This is a genomic window from Moraxella sp. CTOTU49803, assembly GCF_032097965.1.
Lineage (GTDB): Bacteria > Pseudomonadota > Gammaproteobacteria > Pseudomonadales > Moraxellaceae > Faucicola > Faucicola tetraodonis.
This window is the reverse complement of record NZ_DAMCJP010000001.1, coordinates 84,101-103,748: the sequence shown is the minus strand read 5'-3', so window position 1 is coordinate 103,748 and position 19,648 is coordinate 84,101. Positions and strand designations below refer to the sequence as shown.

Annotated in this window: 13 protein-coding genes; 1 reads left to right on the top strand and 12 read right to left on the bottom strand. The window is 44.2% G+C overall.

The window, feature by feature from the left end:
• Window positions 1-4 precede the first annotated feature (4 nt).
• From RT422_RS00415 to RT422_RS00360, 12 genes are all read right to left on the bottom strand, one after another.
• Window positions 5-1,447 carry a lipopolysaccharide biosynthesis protein gene (locus RT422_RS00415; RefSeq protein ID WP_313420817.1) on the bottom strand — a complete coding sequence of 481 codons (1,443 nt, stop codon included), beginning with the start codon at window positions 1,445-1,447 and terminating at the stop codon, window positions 5-7.
• A gap of 33 nt (window positions 1,448-1,480) precedes the next feature.
• Window positions 1,481-2,029 carry a tyrosine-protein phosphatase gene (locus RT422_RS00410; protein ID WP_313420816.1) on the bottom strand — a complete coding sequence of 183 codons (549 nt, stop codon included), beginning with the start codon at window positions 2,027-2,029 and terminating at the stop codon, window positions 1,481-1,483.
• Window positions 2,030-2,177: 148 nt separating this feature from the next.
• Complete coding sequence (locus RT422_RS00405) at window positions 2,178-3,599, bottom strand: FAD-dependent oxidoreductase (protein ID WP_313420815.1); 1,422 nt, start codon at window positions 3,597-3,599, stop codon at window positions 2,178-2,180.
• Window positions 3,600-3,749: 150 nt separating this feature from the next.
• The gene (gene gltB / locus RT422_RS00400) at window positions 3,750-8,219 is read right to left on the bottom strand and encodes a glutamate synthase large subunit (RefSeq protein WP_313420813.1); all 4,470 of its coding nucleotides are present in this window, start codon (window positions 8,217-8,219) and stop codon (window positions 3,750-3,752) included.
• A 222-nt stretch (window positions 8,220-8,441) separates the two neighbouring features.
• Window positions 8,442-9,428, bottom strand: coding sequence for a hypothetical protein (locus tag RT422_RS00395; protein ID WP_313420812.1), 987 nt, complete (start codon window positions 9,426-9,428; stop codon window positions 8,442-8,444).
• Window positions 9,429-9,497: 69 nt separating this feature from the next.
• Window positions 9,498-10,595, bottom strand: coding sequence for a 3-dehydroquinate synthase (aroB, locus tag RT422_RS00390; RefSeq protein WP_313420810.1), 1,098 nt, complete (start codon window positions 10,593-10,595; stop codon window positions 9,498-9,500).
• Window positions 10,596-10,663: 68 nt separating this feature from the next.
• Window positions 10,664-11,200, bottom strand: coding sequence for a shikimate kinase (locus tag RT422_RS00385; RefSeq protein ID WP_313420809.1), 537 nt, complete (start codon window positions 11,198-11,200; stop codon window positions 10,664-10,666).
• A 108-nt stretch (window positions 11,201-11,308) separates the two neighbouring features.
• Complete coding sequence (gene pilQ, locus RT422_RS00380) at window positions 11,309-13,642, bottom strand: type IV pilus secretin PilQ (RefSeq protein WP_313420807.1); 2,334 nt, start codon at window positions 13,640-13,642, stop codon at window positions 11,309-11,311.
• Window positions 13,643-13,659: 17 nt separating this feature from the next.
• A complete protein-coding gene (locus RT422_RS00375; protein ID WP_203171548.1) occupies window positions 13,660-14,193 on the bottom strand; it encodes a pilus assembly protein PilP in 534 nt (177 codons plus the stop codon).
• A complete protein-coding gene (locus tag RT422_RS00370) occupies window positions 14,183-14,941 on the bottom strand; it encodes a type 4a pilus biogenesis protein PilO (RefSeq protein ID WP_203171547.1) in 759 nt (252 codons plus the stop codon). Before RT422_RS00370 ends, RT422_RS00375 begins: the two co-directional genes overlap by 11 nt.
• 2 nt (window positions 14,942-14,943) lie before the next feature.
• The gene (locus RT422_RS00365) at window positions 14,944-15,615 is read right to left on the bottom strand and encodes a PilN domain-containing protein (RefSeq protein ID WP_209391456.1); all 672 of its coding nucleotides are present in this window, start codon (window positions 15,613-15,615) and stop codon (window positions 14,944-14,946) included.
• Window positions 15,615-16,667: a pilus assembly protein PilM gene (locus RT422_RS00360; RefSeq protein ID WP_313420805.1), complete on the bottom strand. Its 1,053-nt coding sequence runs from the start codon at window positions 16,665-16,667 to the stop codon at window positions 15,615-15,617. The genes RT422_RS00365 and RT422_RS00360 overlap by 1 nt, the downstream gene beginning before the upstream one ends.
• A 201-nt stretch (window positions 16,668-16,868) precedes the next feature.
• Between RT422_RS00360 and RT422_RS00355 the strand changes: the two genes are divergently transcribed.
• On the top strand, window positions 16,869-19,598 hold the full coding sequence (locus RT422_RS00355; protein WP_313420803.1) for a penicillin-binding protein 1A: 2,730 nt from the start codon (window positions 16,869-16,871) through the stop codon (window positions 19,596-19,598).
• The last annotated feature ends 50 nt before the right edge of the window (window positions 19,599-19,648 follow it).

Sequence of the window (19,648 nt, the reverse complement as noted above, 5' to 3'; positions counted from 1 at the left end):
TCAATCATGACGCTTTTGCCTTTACCAAACCTTTTAACAGCGCGCGCTCGCTATAGCCGATTAAGCCAATATAGACCAGTAATAAGGTATTGGATAACCAAAAATTCATTTGAAAAGCACTGACGATTATCACACTAAACAGCATTAGCGTGCCCAAAAAGAAAACGATTTTTTTGGTTTGGTAAGGTATTGGATAAAAATGCTGTCCAAGCGCGTACGATACTATCATCATGAGGAAATAAACAAAAAGCGTCACCCACGCCGACACCATAAAGCCGTATTGTTTTAAAAACAGCATATGGAGCAAAATAGTCAATCCTGCCCCAAGCCACGAGATGGCTGAGCCAATCCCAGTACGGTCAGTTACCTTATACCAAGTTGATAGGTTGTAATAAATCCCAAAACATAGGTTTGCAATGACGATAATCGGTACGATATTAATCGCTGTCCAATAACTGGGGTCGGTGATAAATAACCGTTTGAGCCATGAAATATTGGCAATAATCCCAAGCGCCACCACCGATGCAAATAAAGCAAAGTACTCCGTCATCATGGCATAAGTATGTTTGGCATTGGCGTGGTGCATTTGTTTGAATAAAAACGGCTCAATCCCCATCCGATACGCGGTCACAAACAAAGTCATTAATACCGCCAATTTATAGCAGCCACCGTATGCCCCTGCATCGCCTTTATCAATCATATAATATTGAATGATTTTATCGAAGTTTTCATTCACCATAAACGCCAACCCTGCCAGCATGACCGGATAGGAATAACGAATCATACGTTTGAACAAGGCTTTATCAAAATGCCAGCGTACTTTCTTGATAATCGGGAACAGCATCATAAAAGTGGCGAGACTGGCAACTAAATTGGCAAAAAACGGATACGCTACTTGCTCGCTCAAACCGAAACTTTTGGCAGCCTCGATAGGCACAAATCGAAATAGCGCAATAACCACCACAGTTTGTATCAAAATCGACACTACCCGCACCACCGAATACTTCACAGGCTGGTTGTGATAACGTAGCCAAGCAAACGGAATGGTACAAATCGCATCAAAAAACGCAATCCAAGCAAACCAGCGCAAAAATTCAGGATGATTGCCATAATCCATCAGGAGTGATAACGGATTGCTAAATAGCAACACCATGACCAAAAAACCGCCTGCTAACATGGCAATAAACCAAAACGCCGTGCTAAACACATTTTTTTCGGCGGCGCCTGTTTTATCTTCTCCTGAAAAGCGAAAATAAGATGTTTCAAAACCAAAAGTGAGCACAATATTGATAAAAGCAATCCAGGCATATAGGCTGGTAAAAATAGCAAAGGCTTCTTTATCAATGTAATTGATATACAACGGATTGAGTAAAAAGGTAATGACACGGGGTAAAATCGCACCGATACCATAGATAATGGTTTCACCTAACAGTCGTTTGATATTCACAGGCTATCCAAAGTTAATGTCGCTTGATGGGTGTTAAGGTTGGCTAATAATAGGCTTTTGGCGTTGTAGTGCTAACAAAGCGTGTTGCACTTCTTGCACTTTTTTTTCGGTCAATAAATTGCTGATATTAATCCAAATCCAGTGAAAGCCATACCCGCCGTCCTGCATTTCAATTTTGGCATGTTCAATCGTCCAGTTTTGTACCAAAATGCGATACATAGCAATAGTAATACCCGTACGATCTGAGCCATGATAACAATGCACGAGCACCTTGTCGCCACGCGCTTGGTGCCACAAAATATCATACAAAATTTCAGCAAGTTGCTGCGGCTTAATCGCCCAAGTCATCAATGGGTGATTGATAAAGGTCAGCGGTAAATTGGCTAAATTTTCTTCGTTATCATCGCGATCAAAAAATCGTAAATTGATAAGGGTATTGATGCCGTATTGCTGAATAATACCGATATCATCGGGCGTCAGCTGCTCACTACGAAACAGCTGCTCATCGATTTGATAAAGATTGGCATGTTGACACCGTAATTTTGCCCAAGTAGCGGGACGAAAATGCTGCGTAAATGGCATGTCATTGACCTAGTAGTATGATGAATTTATGCGACATAATAGCCCAAAGTGGACAAAAACGCACCGAAATTTACCTGTAAAAAAACCCAATCAATATTGGGTTTTTTGGTGTAATTAACAGCAATTCTTAGCTAAAGAAAGTTTACGCTTAAACATCTAGGTAATCTAGGATACCTTTAGCAGCCTCGCGACCTTCCCAAATCGCGGTTACCACCAAGTCTGAACCCCGCACCATATCGCCACCTGCGAAGATTTTTGGATTCTTAGTTTGGTACTTATAGGTTTGTAACTCAGGCGCAATCACCCGTCCGCTATTATCCATCTCAATGCCTTGGGTGGTAAACCAATCAGCAGGGCTAGTACGGAAACCAAATGCCATAATCACCGCATCGGCTGGCAAGATTTCTTCTGAATTGGGAATAGGCTCTGGGCTACGACGACCACGGTTGTCGGGTTCGCCAAGTTTAGTGGTCACTACTTTTACGCCCGTTACTTTACCGTTTAAACCGATAATTTCAATCGGCTGACGGTTAAATAAAAACTGTACGCCTTCTTCACGCGCATTACGCACTTCACGGCGTGAACCTGGCATATTCTCTTCATCACGGCGATAGGCACAAGTCACAGAATTTGCACCTTGGCGGATACTGGTACGGTTACAGTCCATCGCGGTATCACCACCGCCAAGGACGACCACCTTTTTGCCTTGTAAGTCGATGTACTCTTGTGGGTTCGTTTCCCAACCTTGGCAGCGGTTGACGTTTGCGATTAAAAAATCAAGCGCATCATACACACCAGATAACTCTTCACCGGCATAACCGCCACGCATATAGGTATAGGTACCCATACCCATAAACACCGCGTCATAGTCAGAGAGTAATTCATCAATGGTGACATCTTTACCGATCTCGGTATTTAAACGAAATTCAATGCCCATGCTCTCAAACACTTCGCGGCGGCGACGCATGACATTTTTTTCCATTTTAAATTCTGGAATACCAAAGGTCAGTAGTCCACCAATTTCAGGGCGTTTGTCAAATACCACAGGTTTGACACCATTACGAACCAATATGTCAGCACAGCCAAGACCCGCAGGACCTGCGCCAATCACCGCAACTTTTTTATCCGTCCAAGTCACACCGCTCATATCTGGGCGCCAGCCTAGCGCAAACGCAGTATCAGTGATGTATTTTTCCACGTTACCAATGGTGACCGCTCCAAAGCCGTCATTGAGGGTACAAGCTCCTTCACACAGACGGTCTTGGGGACATACTCGCCCACAGACTTCTGGCAATGTGTTGGTTTGGTGGCATAAATCTGCCGCTTGGAAAATATGACCTTCGGTGGCCAGTTTTAACCAGTTTGGAATGTAGTTGTGAACGGGACATTTCCATTCACAGTAAGGGTTGCCACATTCAAGACAGCGGTGCGCTTGGTCAGTTACCTTTTCTTGCTCAAATGGATAGTAAATCTCAACAAACTCGTGAGTACGGGTATTAATGTCTTTTTTTGAAGGGTCGACACGTGCGACGTCTAAAAACTGAAAATCGTTGTGTAATCGTTTTGCCATGCCACAATGCTCCTAAGTGAGTGGTATCCAGCGATTCACTGTATACCGACCTGCTTGACAGCGAACTTTTAAAATTTAAGTTAAAGGTAGAGCGCTGGTCACGCGCTACCTTTAGCAATCCAATATCATCAAATTATGCTACACAATCGCTTATTGTGGGTCTGCCATGGTCGTTTTTAGTAACGAAGTAATGTTCGCGGCTTTTGGTTTGACCAAATAGAACTTACGAACATAATGCTCAAAGTCGTCAAGGATGGTTTGACCCCATTGGCTACCTGTTTTTGCCACGTGAGTTTTGATAATCGACATCAAGTTGATACGGTGATTCTCTGTTTGCTCACTTGAGATACGATGCATATCGATAAGCTCATGGTTACAACGGTCAAAGAAATCGCCATCTAAGTCAAGCACATAAGCAAAACCGCCTGTCATACCAGCACCGAAGTTTAGCCCTGTTTTACCCAACACTGTCACCACACCGCCCGTCATGTATTCACAGCAGTGGTCACCGGTACCTTCAACAACCGCAAAACAACCTGAATTACGAACCGCAAAACGTTCACCTGCAGTACCTGCTGCATATAGATGACCGCTTGTGGCACCATACAAGCAGGTGTTACCGATGATAGCGGTTTGCTGGCTAGCAAACGTCGAACCTTTTGGTGGGTAAATCACGATTTCACCCCCTGCCATGCCTTTACCTACGTAGTCGTTGGCATCACCTTCAAGCTTAATGTTTAAGCCGCCTGCATTCCATACCCCTAAACTCTGACCCGCAGTGCCGGTTAAGTGCAAGTTGATTGGCGCGCTTGCCATACCATTGTTGCCATGCAGCGCAGCAATTTCACCTGAGATACGCGCACCGATGGAACGGTCACAGTTGCCAATACGATAGCTAAAGTCACCGCCTTTGGCTGATTTGATGGTCTCCATCATATCGATAACCATTTGTTCAGCGAGCAAGCCTTTGTCAAATGGCTCATTGCGCTCAACTTGGCAAGTTTGTGGTTTGCCATCGCCTTTGCTATGGGTAAATAGTAACGGCGCTAAGTTTAGGTGTTGTTGCTTGTTGGTGCTGCCTGACATGACTGATAGCAAGTCAGTGCGACCCACAAGCTCTTCCATTGAGCGCATGCCCAATGCCGCCAACCATTCACGGGTTTCTTGTGCCACAAATCTAAAGAAATTAATCAGCATTTCGGCTTCACCGATGAAATGCTCATCGCGCAGTTCTGATTTTTGCGTTGCCACGCCCGTTGGGCAGTTGTTTAAGTGACAGATACGCAGGTATTTACAGCCCACTGCAATCATTGGCGTGGTACCAAAACCAAAGCTTTCCGCTCCCAGTATTGCTGCTTTTACTACGTCTAAACCCGTTTTTAAACCACCATCTGTCTGCACCCGTACTTTATGACGTAACCCGTTGACACGAAGCGATTGGTGTGCTTCAGATAAACCTAGTTCCCAAGGCGAACCTGCATAGTGAATTGATGACAAAGGAGACGCTGCGGTACCACCATCATACCCTGAAATGGTAATCAAATCGGCATACGCTTTTGCCACACCCGTTGCAATGGTACCTACACCTGGGCGTGATACCAATTTGACTGACACAAGCGCGTTTGGATTGACTTGCTTTAAGTCAAAAATTAGCTGCGCCAAGTCTTCAATCGAATAAATATCATGATGTGGGGGTGGTGAAATCAAGGTCACACCTGGCACTGAGTAACGCAAACGCGCAATTAAGCTATTTACTTTACCACCGGGTAACTGACCGCCTTCACCGGGTTTTGCCCCCTGCGCGATTTTAATCTGCATCACTTCTGCAGAACGCAAGTAAGCCGGTGTGACCCCGAAACGACCTGAGGCGACTTGTTTGATTTTTGAGTTACGAATCGTGCCATAACGTGTGGGATCTTCACCGCCCTCACCCGAGTTTGAACGTCCGCCAATCGTGTTCATCGCGGTTGCAATCGCCTCGTGTGCTTCTGGCGACAAGGCGCCTAATGACATACCTGCTGAGTCAAAGCGTTTTAAGATTTGTTCAATAGGCTCAACGTCATCAACACTGATGGATTTGCTGGTATCTAACTGCAACAAATCACGTAACGTCGCTACGGGGCGGCTGTTGACAATCGACGCATATTCTTTGTAGTTGTCGTAGTCGCCCGTGCGTACCGCTTTATGTAGCGCTTGAATCACATCTGGGTTGAAGGCGTGGTATTCTTTGTTAAAGACAAATTTTAACAAGCCGCCTTGGTCAAGCGGTACACGTTTGGTAAAGGCATTGTTTGCCAAGATTTGTTGGTCAATCGCCAAGTCTTCAAACGTGGCGCCTGAGATACGGCTTTCAACCCCAGTAAAGCAAAGCTCAACCACTTCTTCTGATAAACCCACGGCTTCAAACAATTGCGCGCCGCGGTAAGAAGAGACGGTCGAAATACCCATTTTTGATAGGATTTTTAATAAGCCTTTATCCAAGCTTTTTCGGAAGTTATTTTTGGCGTACAACGGGTCACCAAGCAAGTCGCCTTTATCGACCAAGTCTGCAATCACATTGTAAGCCAAGTAGGGATAAACCGCGGTAGCACCAAACCCTAACAAGACCGCTAATTGGTGCGAATCACGTACCAAACCTGTTTCGATGATTAAGTTGGCATCTGCGCGTAAACCCACATTAATCAAGTGATGATGCACCGCACCTGTCACCATAATGGCATTGGCAGGTACTTTACCTTTTTCAATATTGCGGTCAGATAATACAATCAATACTTTACCTGCGCGCACTGCTTGGGCAGCTTGCTCACAGATGTGTTTGATGGCATCGTCTAATGCCATTGATTCATCATAATTCAAATCAATGGTTTCGATTTCAAAACCTGGTTTTGTGACGCTGCGTAGTTGCATCATTTTACTCGATGACAACACAGGCGATGACAACACGATACGGTTGGCGTGGTCTGGCGTGGGTTCAAAAATATTTTTTTCGCTACCCAAACAAGTTTCCAATGACATGACAATCGCTTCGCGCAGAGGATCGATTGGTGGGTTGGTAACCTGAGCGAATTGTTGACGGAAGAAATCAGCCACGTGACGAACTTGTTTTGACAGTACCGCCATCGGGGTATCATCCCCCATCGAACCAACGGCTTCTTGACCGTTTTCGGCTGAAGGACGGATGATTTCTGTGCGTTCTTCATTGGTGATATGAAACATTTTTTGCAGCGCTAACAGATTCTCCCCTGTTTCACGTTGCTCGTAAGCTTTTTCTTCTAGCTGTTCATCATCCCTTAGACGTACCGCATTTTCACGTAACCATAGGCGATATGGGTGGGCTTTTTTCAGCTGACGACCCACTGCTTTGGTGTCCATTATGTTACCAGTTTCGGTATCAATCACTAGCATTTGACCCGGTCCGACGCGACCTTTAGCAATCACGTCTTCCGGCTGATAGTCCCAAGTACCGATTTCTGAAGCCACGGTGATATAGCCATTTTTGGTCGTCACCCAACGTGATGGACGTAAACCATTGCGGTCAAGCATACAAACCGCATAGCGACCATCTTGGATCACTAAACCGGCTGGACCATCCCACGCTTCCATATGCTGCGAGTAAAACTCATAAAACGCGCGTAAATCCATGTCCATCGTGTCAACATTTTGCCAAGCAGGTGGCACGAGGATAGAAAGCGCACGGAATAAATCCATGCCCCCTGACACCAGTACTTCAAGCATATTGTCTAAGCTTGATGAGTCAGAGCCCACACGGTTGACGAGTGGCTGTAATTGTTGCAGCTCTGGAATCAAATCGGTGACAAATTTTGGTGTACGAGCGACTGCCCAGTCACGGTTACCGTCAATCGTGTTTAATTCACCATTGTGGGCTAGATAGCGAAAAGGCTGTGCGAGTGGCCATCTTGGCAGGGTATTGGTTGAGAAACGTTGGTGAAATACCACAATGTGTGACGCCAAACGTTCGTCTTGCAAATCCAAGAAGAACGCGGGTAAATCAGCAGGCATGACCAAGCCTTTATAAATAACCACTTGTGATGTCAATGACGTCACATAAAATAATGGGTCATCTTTCAGTTCGATTTCTGCTTTGCGGCGTGCAACGAATAATTTACGGTTAAACGTTGCCTCGTCCATATTGATTGGGCAATTAACTAAAATTTGTTTAAAGCCTGGGAGTGATTCACGGGCAATGTCACCGACGATACTTAAATCAACCGGCACATCACGCCAGCCAGCGACTAGCAAACCTTGTGCTTCAATCGCTTCGCTTAGTGTATCTTGGCTTTGCTGTGCTAATGCTTTATCAAGGTTAACAAATACCGTGCCGACGGCAAAAATTTCGTTTAGAGTAAAGCCATTGTCTGAAGCGATTTTTTTAAAAAATACTTTGGGCGTCGCAATCAATAAACCACAACCATCACCTGTCTTACCATCGGCTGCTACGCCACCGCGGTGGGTCATACAGCTTAAACTATGAATCGCTGTTTGCACTAAGTCATGACTAGCTTCACCATGGGTATGCGCAATCAAACCAAACCCACAGTTGTCTTTGAACACATCGGGTTGGTAAAGATTGTGCTGATCTGAATACTGATTTGAAGACATAAGCGTGTTCCCTTAACAAGCTGGTAGCAAAGAAATGGGCATACTATAAATATGTGCAATGTTTGCTATTGAATCATAAAAGATTGGAATAGATAACCGTCATGTTTGTTATCTATATGTACCATAATAAATCAAAATGATACCCTTCGTTATATTAACGAAAAAGGGTGAAAAAATCCACTGTTATTTGAATCCCAAAACTAACCAACCCGTCTAAAGTCACTAGTTGGTTTGGGACTTCTGCTTGATCAACTCGCCCATGCTATCCTTTGAGGCCTCTTTGGATTTTGGCTTTTCTTCAGCCGGCTTGCTATGGGTTTGTTTGGGTTTAACGTCAGCATTATCATTCTTGCTATTGATAACTTTTGGTTCTGAACGAGGCGCGTTTGAAGCGTTATGATTGTCGCTTTCAGCAATCACTTTACCTTCTTGGATAGAAAGGGTCTCTTGCGGATTGGCTGACTTTTCAATGCTGGCTTTTGGTGCTACGCGTTTGGGTTCTACTGCTGTGGAAGTCGCAGCTTGTGGCTGCCGTTCAACTTTGGCTTTTGGCGCAGGCAACAATTTTGGTGTGGAGGTGAGTTTGACTTCTCGCGCAGCTGTCTTACCGACATCACGAAGGGGCGGCGCGACTTCATACTCATCCATTTGTGGGGCATACATTTTAAATTCTTCAGGAAATGCCTTGACCTCTTTTGGTAAATTAAAATTCACTACTTTAGCCGCGCCAACCGCTTCTTGTACTGAGCCAAATACGCCATAGGTGACAACAAAGCGCTTTTGGTTATGCGCATCGACGATACGAAAATAATTAAATTTATCACGATCGTCACGGCTATTTAGGTAATCGGTGACCACTTCGTGCTCCACCACGTTCATGACTTGAACTGTCCATTTACCGTTATTGGCCTTGATAAAGCGACTGTCCTTAAATTCTTTGGGATAGTTGCGCATATCACGAATTACCGCATCAAATTTGATGGGTCTAACTTCAGTATTAAGCTCTTCAGGTGTTTTGGCCAATAGTAGCGCGGTGGGATCTTGATTTTGATTGGCATTACTCGCCGCTTTCACCGCACTTTTGGCAGGCTTTACCGCAGAGGCAATCCACACCGTGACTGTCAAACCCCCTGCAATCGCCGCTAAAATCAGCCAAGTGGTCACTTTAAATGCCCATGAACGATACAGCGTAGATAAAGAATGCACCATAAAACAACCTTCTGTCTGAGGTAAGGTTAACGCCCGATATGACGCTTTAACCCATCTATAAAATTTATATCAATTAGGTTTGTCAGTCAAAGCCAGCACGTCTGTCAGTAACGCTGGATCATACGCTGACGTCAATACCGCTTGTCCCAATTGTTCTAGTAATACGAGACGAATTTTGCCAGATTTGACTTTTTTATCATGACCCATCAAATCCAGTGCTGTATCCACCTCAATGACTGGCGGATGGGTGGGTAAATCAGCACAGGCGATTAAAGAGCTGGCCCTGTCAACATCATCCGCGCTAAGCCACCCTTGTTTTTGTGACAACTGCATCGCTTGAATCATACCTACCGCGACTGCTTCACCGTGCAGCCAATTGCCATAACCTTCATGCGTTTCAATCACATGCCCAAAGGTATGACCAAAATTAAGTAGCGCACGCGTATTGGCTTCAAACTCATCTTGCGCCACAATATCCGCTTTATGCTGGCAAGAAATCAGTACAGCTTGGGCTAACAAATTCAAATCGAGCGTGCGTAACGACGTCATATGGGTTTCAAGCCATGCCAAAAACGCCACATCGCCGATTAACGCGTATTTAATGACTTCTGCTAACCCTGCTGATAATTCACGCGGTGGCAAGGTTTTTAAGGTGGTCATATCTGCCAAAACAAGACGCGGCTGCCAAAACGCGCCAATCATATTCTTGCCCAAGCGATGATTGATGCCTGTTTTGCCGCCCACGCTAGAATCCACTTGCGATAACAACGTTGTGGGAATTTGGATAAAATTCACACCGCGCATAAAACTTGCTGCCGCAAAACCCACCATATCACCAATGACACCACCACCAAGGGCAATCAGCGTACAGTCACGGTTAAAGTGATTTTCCATCAACTGATCATAGATACTATCAATGCTTTGCTGGGTTTTATACTGCTCACCATCAGGTAAAATACAAGTCTTAATGAGTTTATCGGCAGGCAAACGTGCGACGAGTTTATCAAGATATAGGGGTGCAACTGTCTCATTGGTGACAACCAATACTTGTTTGCCGCTAATATAGTCAGCAAAATCAAAGGTTTCGATGAGATTTTCCCCAATAAAAATGGGATAGTCGTGTGAACGTGTATGGACAATTAACTCACGGCGCATGGCGGTACTCATATCAATGTTATCTTTTTGGCATCTAGCAGGTTGTCATCAATTAGCTTGTCATATCGAGAGTGCTACATTTAGACGGTTATATTGGCATCTTGCAATTGCAGCAAAATGTCATGCACCATTTTTTTTGGGGAACTGTGACCCGTAATAATGGTGATGTCGGCAAGCTGCTGATAAATTGGGTCACGTTTACAAAACAGTTCGGTTAGCTTTTGCTTAGGATTGTCTATTTGTAATAACGGTCGGTTGCGGTCACGACAAGTGCGTTCATACTGAATGTCAACTTCTGCCCGCAAATAAATGATTATACCACGTTTTAAAAAATGGTGATTTTCAGCGATGGTAACTGCCCCACCGCCTGTGGCTAGTACGATATGATCGAGCTGGGTTAGTTTATCAAGCACACGTGTTTCGCGTTGACGAAATCCTACTTCACCCTCTTTTTCAAAAATCCAGCTAATACTCGCGCCCGAGACGCGTTCTATTTCCTGATCACTGTCATAAAACGTAAACCCAAGTTGCTGTGCCAACAGTTTACCAATTGTGGTCTTACCCGCACCCATCGGACCAATCAAAATAATTAACGGCTTAGGTTGATTACACTCCATAAAAAAACCACAAATCACTCTATAATATATTGAAAAACATTATACTGTGATTTGTGGCAATGTGCTATAAGACTATTTTGTTATACAAAACGTCTGTTGGGTGGTCAATTAATTGATACGACCTGTGTCATTCACCAATTTTGGGGTCACAAAAATCAATAACTCTTGCTTGTTATTTAATTTCACATCTCTTTTGAAAAAGCGATCAACATACGGTAAATCGCCTAAGAATGGAACTTTAGTAACCCCATTCGATGCAGTATTTTTAAATACACCGCCCAGTACGACTGTCTGACCATCATCCACTACAACATCAGTTTTAATAGAATCTAAATTTACAGCTAATTCACCCGTTGGGCTGGATGTAGGACTACCATTTTCAATATTTAGCGCCATCCCTATACGACCTTCAGGAGTAATATTTGGTGTAACTTCTAAAACGAGTGCAGCATCAATCCATTCAATAGCTGTTGCCCCACTAGAAGTATCCTTTTTGAAGGGTATTTTCGTCCCTGATAAAACTTTTGCAGTTTGTTTATCAGAGGTCAAAATTTTTGGACTGGAGATGACTTCACCCTTGTTATCCGCTTGCATGGCTGACAACTCTAAATCTAATAGTAAATCTGAAATACTCAACAAGCCAAAGGCAATCGAACCTGCGGCGTTGGTTGCCCCCAAATTGACACTGAGGTTATTAGCGGCAGTGATACCGCTATAGACTGGATAGGTAGTACCGTCTGAATTTGTAGCTGTGGTATAAGTCTTAAGGCTATCAATGGTACTTAAATTACCGCCCACCAGCAGGTTACGATTACTTGCCGCGCCTTGTGATAAAATGCCCCATTTTACCCCAAGTTCTTTACTAAAGGTGTCTGTCGCACTCACAATACGGGCTTCAATCATCACTTGTTTGACAGCGATATCGATTTTACTAATCAAATCACGGATGTTGCTGATGGTTTCAGCGGTATCTTTAACAATCAAGGTATTGGTTCTGGCATCGATTGTAACTGTACCTCTGTCTGTTAACAGTGAGGTATTGCTGCTCGAACGATCGGATGTTGCTCTGCCTGCTTCAATCAATGTTCGTACATTTTCTGCTTTCGCGTAGTTAAGTCGGATATATTCGGTACGCAGTGGGTCTAATACTTTTTTCTCTTGTTGCGCTTTTAACTCATCGGCTTCTTGTTTGGCAAGTTCTGCCGCGGGTGCCACCCAAATTACATTACCATTAACCCGTTTATCCAAATTTTTACTTTTTAGGATAATATCTAGGGCTTGATCCCAAGGCACGTTAATCAGACGCAAGGTAATATTACCACTGACGCTGTCACTGGCAACAATATTGGTATTGGTATGTTGTGCCAACACTTCTAAAATCGTACGCACGCTGACATCTTGAAACTCTAGTGATAAAGGCGCCCCGCTATAGGTACGCTCCTCAAGGGTCGGCTCGCGCAGACGTTTGGGGGGATCGATATTGATATTTAGCTGATTACCTGTTTGAAAGGCTCTATAGTCATAATCGCCTGTCATGGTAATACGAATCACGCCATTGCGTCCTTGGTTGGTTGCGATAACATCACGCACCAAGCCGTTACCTACGGTCATTTGTTTTTGCAGGCGACTGGGAATGGTAGCGCCTGTCAGACGAATGACTAACTCATCACCCATGCGCTGTACATCCACAGGGATGCTGTCATTCACCAAATTAATGCTAACATTACCGCCGCCGTTCGAGGTGCCATTAAAATTAATCGCCGCTAGGCCATCATAGTTGTATTGTTGAACAACGGCGGCAGCAGGATTTAATAAAGGATTGACTTTGACTACCATGGTATTGGCGGGTGGGGCGACTTTTGGTGTTTGGGTCACGACGGCAACAGGTGGCGGCGTTTGCACGACCACAGGTGGCGGCGTGACAACCACAGGCGCAGCTTCAGTCACTACGGCAGCAGGCGTTACCACCGCGGGCTGACTCACAACGGCCGCTGTAGTCACCACAGGTTTAACGATAGCTGGATTGGTAGCTGCTGTGGTTTTCGGCTGCATTGATACTACCAGGCGATTATTAATCACACGTGTACTAAAGGTCGCTTGATTTGACAACTCAATAATCATACGTGTCATACTGTCATTGGTCAGCGTGGTGATATTTTTGACATAGCCTTGGTTATAAGTTTGCATCCGTGATGCAATTTGATTATTCACATTGGGGAAATCCAACACCAATCGTGTGGGTGAGGCAAGTTCATAAGCCGTCGGCGTCACAGCACTGTTAGCGAAGTCGATATTGAGTTCTGTTAGCACAGCGCTCGGCGTGGTAACCGAGATATTTCTAATGGTATCAGCTGCAAACACACTGCTAGATACTAACATCGCACTCATCGCTACCGCAAGCTTAGACGTTGAAGTTCGAAATGGATAGGCATTAAAATTCATTGAATTATCCCTTTGTTTTATTGACTAACTGCGGCAACAATTGAGTTTGCTTTTTCGACATAGCCGACACGACTGTCTGGTATGATTTCAATTAAGTTAATTTGGGTTGGGGTAATCTCTGCAATACGCCCCTCATTTTTACCCATATAATTACCCACTTTGACACTGGCAATCCCCCCATCTGGGCGTTGCACAAGACCATACACCTCGCCAGATGATGACACCATCGTACCTTTGTAGGTAAGCTCATTCAACTCAAATTGTTCAAGTGGCTCTTTGAGTCGGGACACATCCGGTCTCACCCCTTTCATTTGCTGTACTTGATTGGCTTGCAGCATTAAACTGGGCGGCATAAATGGACTACGCAGCGGTGAAGCGCTGTAATTAAACTCTTGTACCACTTCGGGTGTCGGCGGTGGCTTTACCGGTTGCGCAGGCTGGTTACGGATGTCCTGCATTTGTTGCTCTGCCAAACCGACACGGTCGGTACAGCCAGATAACAGGGCTAATAGGGCTAAGCAAATAGTGAGCGGTTTTTTATTAATTGCCATTATTCGCTTCCTTATTGTCAGACCCAGCTGGATTTTTTTGATTATCTTTTTGTGCCTTCTTTAATTCTTCTTCAGTTAACTCTTTTGAACGATAAGTTTTAACGTTCAAAACAAGATTGGTTTCTGGTAGCTTGTCTAGGCTAGGACTAGGGTTGGCAACTTCAAAGTCATGGAGGGTAATAATCCGAGGTAATTTAGCAAGCCCACTAATGAATGAGCCAAATTGGTGATAATCTCCTAAAGCGGCAATACGAATTGGCTGCTCAATAAAGAATTCTTGGGAGACTTCGGGTTCAACTTTAATATCCTGAAATTTGACATTACTGCCCACACCAACCATATTAATTCCATCCACCAAGTCAGAAATACGGGTGTCTTTGGGTAATTGATTGAGCAGTTCTTTAAAATCAGACTGCATTTTTGATACTTGCGCCTGATATTCTTTTAGATGACGTGCTTTGGATTCTTTTTGGCGATATTCATCTAACAAGGTTTGCTGCTCGGCTTCGGCAGCGGCAATCTCATCACGTTTGGTACTAATCGGCAAAAACCAAGTTAAAAAGGCGATAACAGCAACCATAAATAGCAATACGGTAACCTTAACAGGCACAGGCCAGCTACCATAATTATTTTGGTCCAGGGATTTAAAGCTTTCGGTAAAGGCTTTAACATCAAACGATTTTTTTGCGGTAATGTGAACGGGTTTTTTGACGAGTTTCGGTCTTTTTAGCGGATTGGTTAATTTCACCGTTATTTCTCCTTACTCGCACTTGCCGCAACGCCACTTGCAGCGGTAGCACTGGCGATGTCGGTTTGCTTAACCATGGTTGTTACCACAAAAGTCACGTAATTGGCTTCTGGTAATGTTGCGCTGGTACTGCTAGCACTGATGTTACCAGCAGCAGGTGCGGGTGTGGGGGCTTGATAAGCCACCGCATTGGGCTGCTGTATACTGACCACAGCCGATTTTTCTAACCACTGCGTCCCATCAAGACTGCGCATAAATGTCGAAATCACATTCGGGTTGTCGGCTTGACCGGTAAAGGTGATGGTATCAGCTTCACGCTTCATACTGGTCAAATACATTTGTGCGGGGATAATTCTGGCAATATCTTCCCAAATACGAACAGGGACAGGGCGACGACCTTGCAAGTCTTGAATCACTTTCATACGCGCGATGATATCATCACGCTGCTGCTCAAGGGTTTGGATTTCTTTTAACGCCTTGTCTAAATTAGCGTTTTCTTGTTTGATGCGTTCATTAGCAAGCTGCTGGTTTTCTAGGGTGTTTTTATAGTAACTCCATGCCGCAAAGGCACCAAGTAGTGATAATAATAATACCGCAACCACTAAAGTCATAAACTCACGGTTTCTTTGTTCACGAAGTTCTTGACGCCAAGGAAGTAAGTTAATCTTTGCCATTAATCAAAACTCCGTAACGCCAAGCCACAAGCCGCCATCAAGCTTGGCGCGTCCATAATCAGTAATTCAGTGTTGATATGGTTATTAATCGTCATATTTGAAAATGCATTGGCAATACCTGTGCGAGTACCAAGTTTTTGTTCAACCATGCTCGCTAGACCCGCAATGCTGGCACTACCACCGCCCAACGAGATATAGTCTACTTGGCTATTTTGGCTTGATGAAAAATAAAACTGCAGCGAGCGGGTGATTTGCTGCACAATAGCATCTAAAAATGGCAATAACACATCCGTATAGTAATCATCTGGCAATGACAGGGTGCGCTTATTAATCATCGCCTCCTCGAACGTCAAACCATAACGATTTTGAATACTTTCAGTTAACTGGACACCGCCAAAAAGTTGTTCACGGCTGTATACAAACTCCCCGTCCTTTGCAATATAAAGCGTGGTTTGGCTGTGCCCGATATCAATGAGGGCTACATGCTGAGGTTGACCTGGCAAGCTATCGACCATCAATTGAAAAGCGCGTTCAACTGCGTAAGACTCCACATCCACAATTTTAGTATCCAGCCCCGCCAAAGCACCCGCGTCGACACGTTGGTCAACGTTTTCAGTGCGAGAGGCAACTAATAATACCTTACACATATCAGGCGTAGCTGAAGGGCCAATCACTTCAAAATCTAAATTAACTTCTGATAAAGGATAGGGAATATATTGGTCAGCATCTAGACGTATAAGGGATTCTCGTTCAAGCTCTGTGAGATCCGCTTCCATCTCAATGATTTTGCTAATAACCGAAGAGCTTGCTACGGCTGTCGCGATATGTTTACTGGAAAAACCTCTGCTACGAGATAATCTTGCGAGGGCGTCACTGACCGCTTCAATATCTACAATATTTTTATCAACAACAGCACCGCGAGGTAACGGTTCAATGCCGTAATTTCTTAAATGAAATAGACCTTGCTGCCGTGTTATTTCAACCATTTTGATCGCAGTGGTGGTGATATCTACCCCAACGACTAGCTTGTTGTTTTTTGTAAATAACCTCACAAGTTTGTTCCTTGTATACTAAGTTCAGTAACATGATTTTTACTACGTTACAATACTTTAGAAATTTATTTGATTCAACCATTAGTTGTCACTAATTTATTGGGTGGTTTAAAAACAAGCGAAAAGCAAAATAGATTTTTCACAGAACTCAAATTTTTTTAGGTATAATAAAGCTTTATTTTGCTTTGAGCTAATGACTTTATGACCCAGTCGACTGCTGCTACCTTTACTTGGATGAAATTTTTACTCAATCTCTTGGTTGCAATTTTAGCGTTTCTTTTTATTTTGGTATTAGCTTTCCCCATCGGTTTTTATGGTATGGCGATGTATATATCACCTAGCCTACCAAGCTTAGATGATCTTAAAAAAGCCAAGCTGTCAATGCCACTACAAATCTATACCGAGGACAACCAATTAATTGGTCAATACGGTAATGATATGTCTTTGCCAGTGAGTTATGAGCAAATTCCCAAAAATATGGTGAATGCTTTTTTAGCAGCCGAAGATTCGTCATTTTTTCAGCACAGTGGTATCAGTATTAAGGGCATTGGGCGCGCACTGACCGAAGCGGTTAGCGACGACGATAGCCAAACAGGTGGGTCGACGATTACCCAACAGGTTGCCAAAAATTATTTTTTATCCTCCGAACGTACCCTTAATCGTAAATTAACGGAGTTATTTTTAGCCCGTAAAATTGAAGAAAAGCTGTCTAAACAAGACATCATGACCTTATATGTTAATAAAATCTATCTAGGTCAAGGTGCCTATGGGATTAAAGCTGCCGCTAAGCAATACTATAGTAAATCATTGAATAACCTAACCATTGCAGAAATGGCAATGATTGCAGGTCTGCCAAAAGCGCCATCTAAATACAATCCTGTTGCCAACCCTGAGCGCGCGTTAGAGCGGCGCAACTGGATTTTGGGTCAGATGCTTAAAAATGGCGCGATTAGCCAAGCGCAACACGACGAAGCGGTTGCCGCACCCATTGGACTGCGCCTATACCAAGCAAAGCTTGATAAAAACTTACCGTATTTGGCAGAAATGACCCGTGCCTCATTGGTAGAGCAATATGGCGAAGCTGTCATTAATTCGGGCTGGCGTGTGAAACTTACCATTAATAGTGAAGCACAAGAAATTGCAGAAAACGCCATTAAACGCGGTCTATTTGCCTATGATCGCCGCCACGGTTGGCGTGGCGCCCCTGCTAATACAAAAGATAAAGAAAAACTTGGTAAGCTTGCCAATTTCCCGGTTATCCATTCTTTTTATCCGGTTGAAGTCACCAAAGTCTATCCTGGCAATGGCTTTGATGCGGTTATGAAAAACGGTACCCAGATTAAAGTGCCTTGGTCAAACATGCGCTGGGCGACGCTGCACTATCGCAATCCCAACTCAGCATTTATCTCCAACAACATCGTCAACCTGCATGATATTGTGTATGTCACATCAAATGCTGACAACAGCAGTTGGAGTTTGGTGCAAATTCCAGCCGTTGAAGGTAGCCTGGTATCTGTCAATCCAGAAACTGGCGCGTTACTTGCGGTCGTTGGTGGCTTTGATTTTAATAAGAGTAAATTTAACCGCGCCATTCAAGGCTATCGTCAGCCAGGATCAACCATCAAGCCATTAGTTTACGCCACTGCCCTAGAAAAAGGCTTTAGCCCAGATACCATGATATCTGATGATCCATTAACCGTCGGTTCTTGGAAACCCAAGAACTCAGATGGGCGCAATTTGGGGATGATTCCACTGCGTAAAGGTTTATACCTATCACGTAACCTAGTATCAATTCGGGTACTACGTTCAGCGGGTATCTCTGATACGCGTGAGCTACTCAATGAATTTGGGTTGGAAAAAGAACGCATGCCAAACACGTTGTCATTGGCACTCGGTTCTGGTGAAGCGACCCCATTACAGATGGCTACGGGCTATGCGACCTTTGCCAACGGCGGTCACCGTATTCAACCTTATTTTATTCAGCAAATTTTTGACTACAACGGTAAGCTGCAATACCAAGCCAATCCAAAACAAGCCTGTGCAGTATGTTTTAACAATGATTTACAGCAAACCAATGAAGATAACTTAACCGCCTTCCAAGAACAACAAACTGCTTTGTTAAGTGGCCAAAGTAAAGACACGCAAGCAGGCGATAAAGCGACTGAAAAATCTGATTTATTCAACGCAAACCCACTGGCTAAAACCAACGAAAAAGACAGTTTAAACAAACAAGATAAGAAAAAACTTAGCAAAGAAGAAGCGGCATTAGAAGCCAGCACTCAGCAAATGCTAGCACGCCAAGCGTCCCTTGAAGCGCAACTATATGATGCCGGTCCCGACACTGATAAGCTAAAACCCATGCCTATTCAGTATATTCCAGCGCAGCAAGCGCCCCGTATTCTTTCTTCTAATGTGGCATTCCAAATGGCCAATATCTTACGTGATGTCATCCAGCGCGGTACCGCGGTTAAGGCACGGGCGTTAGGTCGCTCAGATTTGGGTGGCAAAACAGGTACTACCAATGATGCCAAAGATGCGTGGTTTGCCGGTATCAACCCCAGAATGGTGACGACAGTTTGGGTCGGTTTTGACCAACCCATCGGTATGGGTAAAAAAGAATTTGGTGGCGTGGCGGCGCTACCTATTTGGATGGATTTCACCTCTAAAATGCTCAAAGGTCAACCTGTAGAATGGGTATCAGTGAATAATCGCGCCAAATCCAAAAAACAAGAGCAGGAAACCATTGAGCTCACTGACAATGGGACTAGACGCGTCGATAGCAAGGGCAATGAAATCACCCGTGATGACAGTAAACCCCCGCAAGCGGTTACCCGAAAACGCCCTGAGGAACAAGCATCCGTGCCGATGCCCACGACGGGTAACAATATCAACTACGCTCAGTTAAATAGCAATAAACCACTAAACGAATGAGTCGTTAATAAAAAAGCTCAATTAATTATCGAGCTTTTTTATGGTCTTTG

Bases quoted from the DNA above. Each gene is read 5' to 3' on its own strand.
- RT422_RS00410 (WP_313420816.1), bottom strand. From the start codon at position 2,029: ATGCCATTTACGCAGCATTTTCGTCCCGCTACTTGGGCAAAATTACGG.
- RT422_RS00405 (WP_313420815.1), bottom strand. From the start codon at position 3,599: ATGGCAAAACGATTACACAACGATTTTCAGTTTTTAGACGTCGCACGT.
- gltB (WP_313420813.1), bottom strand. From the start codon at position 8,219: ATGTCTTCAAATCAGTATTCAGATCAGCACAATCTTTACCAACCCGAT.
- RT422_RS00395 (WP_313420812.1), bottom strand. From the start codon at position 9,428: ATGGTGCATTCTTTATCTACGCTGTATCGTTCATGGGCATTTAAAGTG.
- aroB (WP_313420810.1), bottom strand. From the start codon at position 10,595: ATGAGTACCGCCATGCGCCGTGAGTTAATTGTCCATACACGTTCACAC.
- RT422_RS00385 (WP_313420809.1), bottom strand. From the start codon at position 11,200: ATGGAGTGTAATCAACCTAAGCCGTTAATTATTTTGATTGGTCCGATG.
- pilQ (WP_313420807.1), bottom strand. From the start codon at position 13,642: ATGAATTTTAATGCCTATCCATTTCGAACTTCAACGTCTAAGCTTGCG.
- RT422_RS00375 (WP_203171548.1), bottom strand. From the start codon at position 14,193: ATGGCAATTAATAAAAAACCGCTCACTATTTGCTTAGCCCTATTAGCC.
- RT422_RS00365 (WP_209391456.1), bottom strand. From the start codon at position 15,615: ATGGCAAAGATTAACTTACTTCCTTGGCGTCAAGAACTTCGTGAACAA.
- RT422_RS00355 (WP_313420803.1), top strand. From the start codon at position 16,869: ATGACCCAGTCGACTGCTGCTACCTTTACTTGGATGAAATTTTTACTC.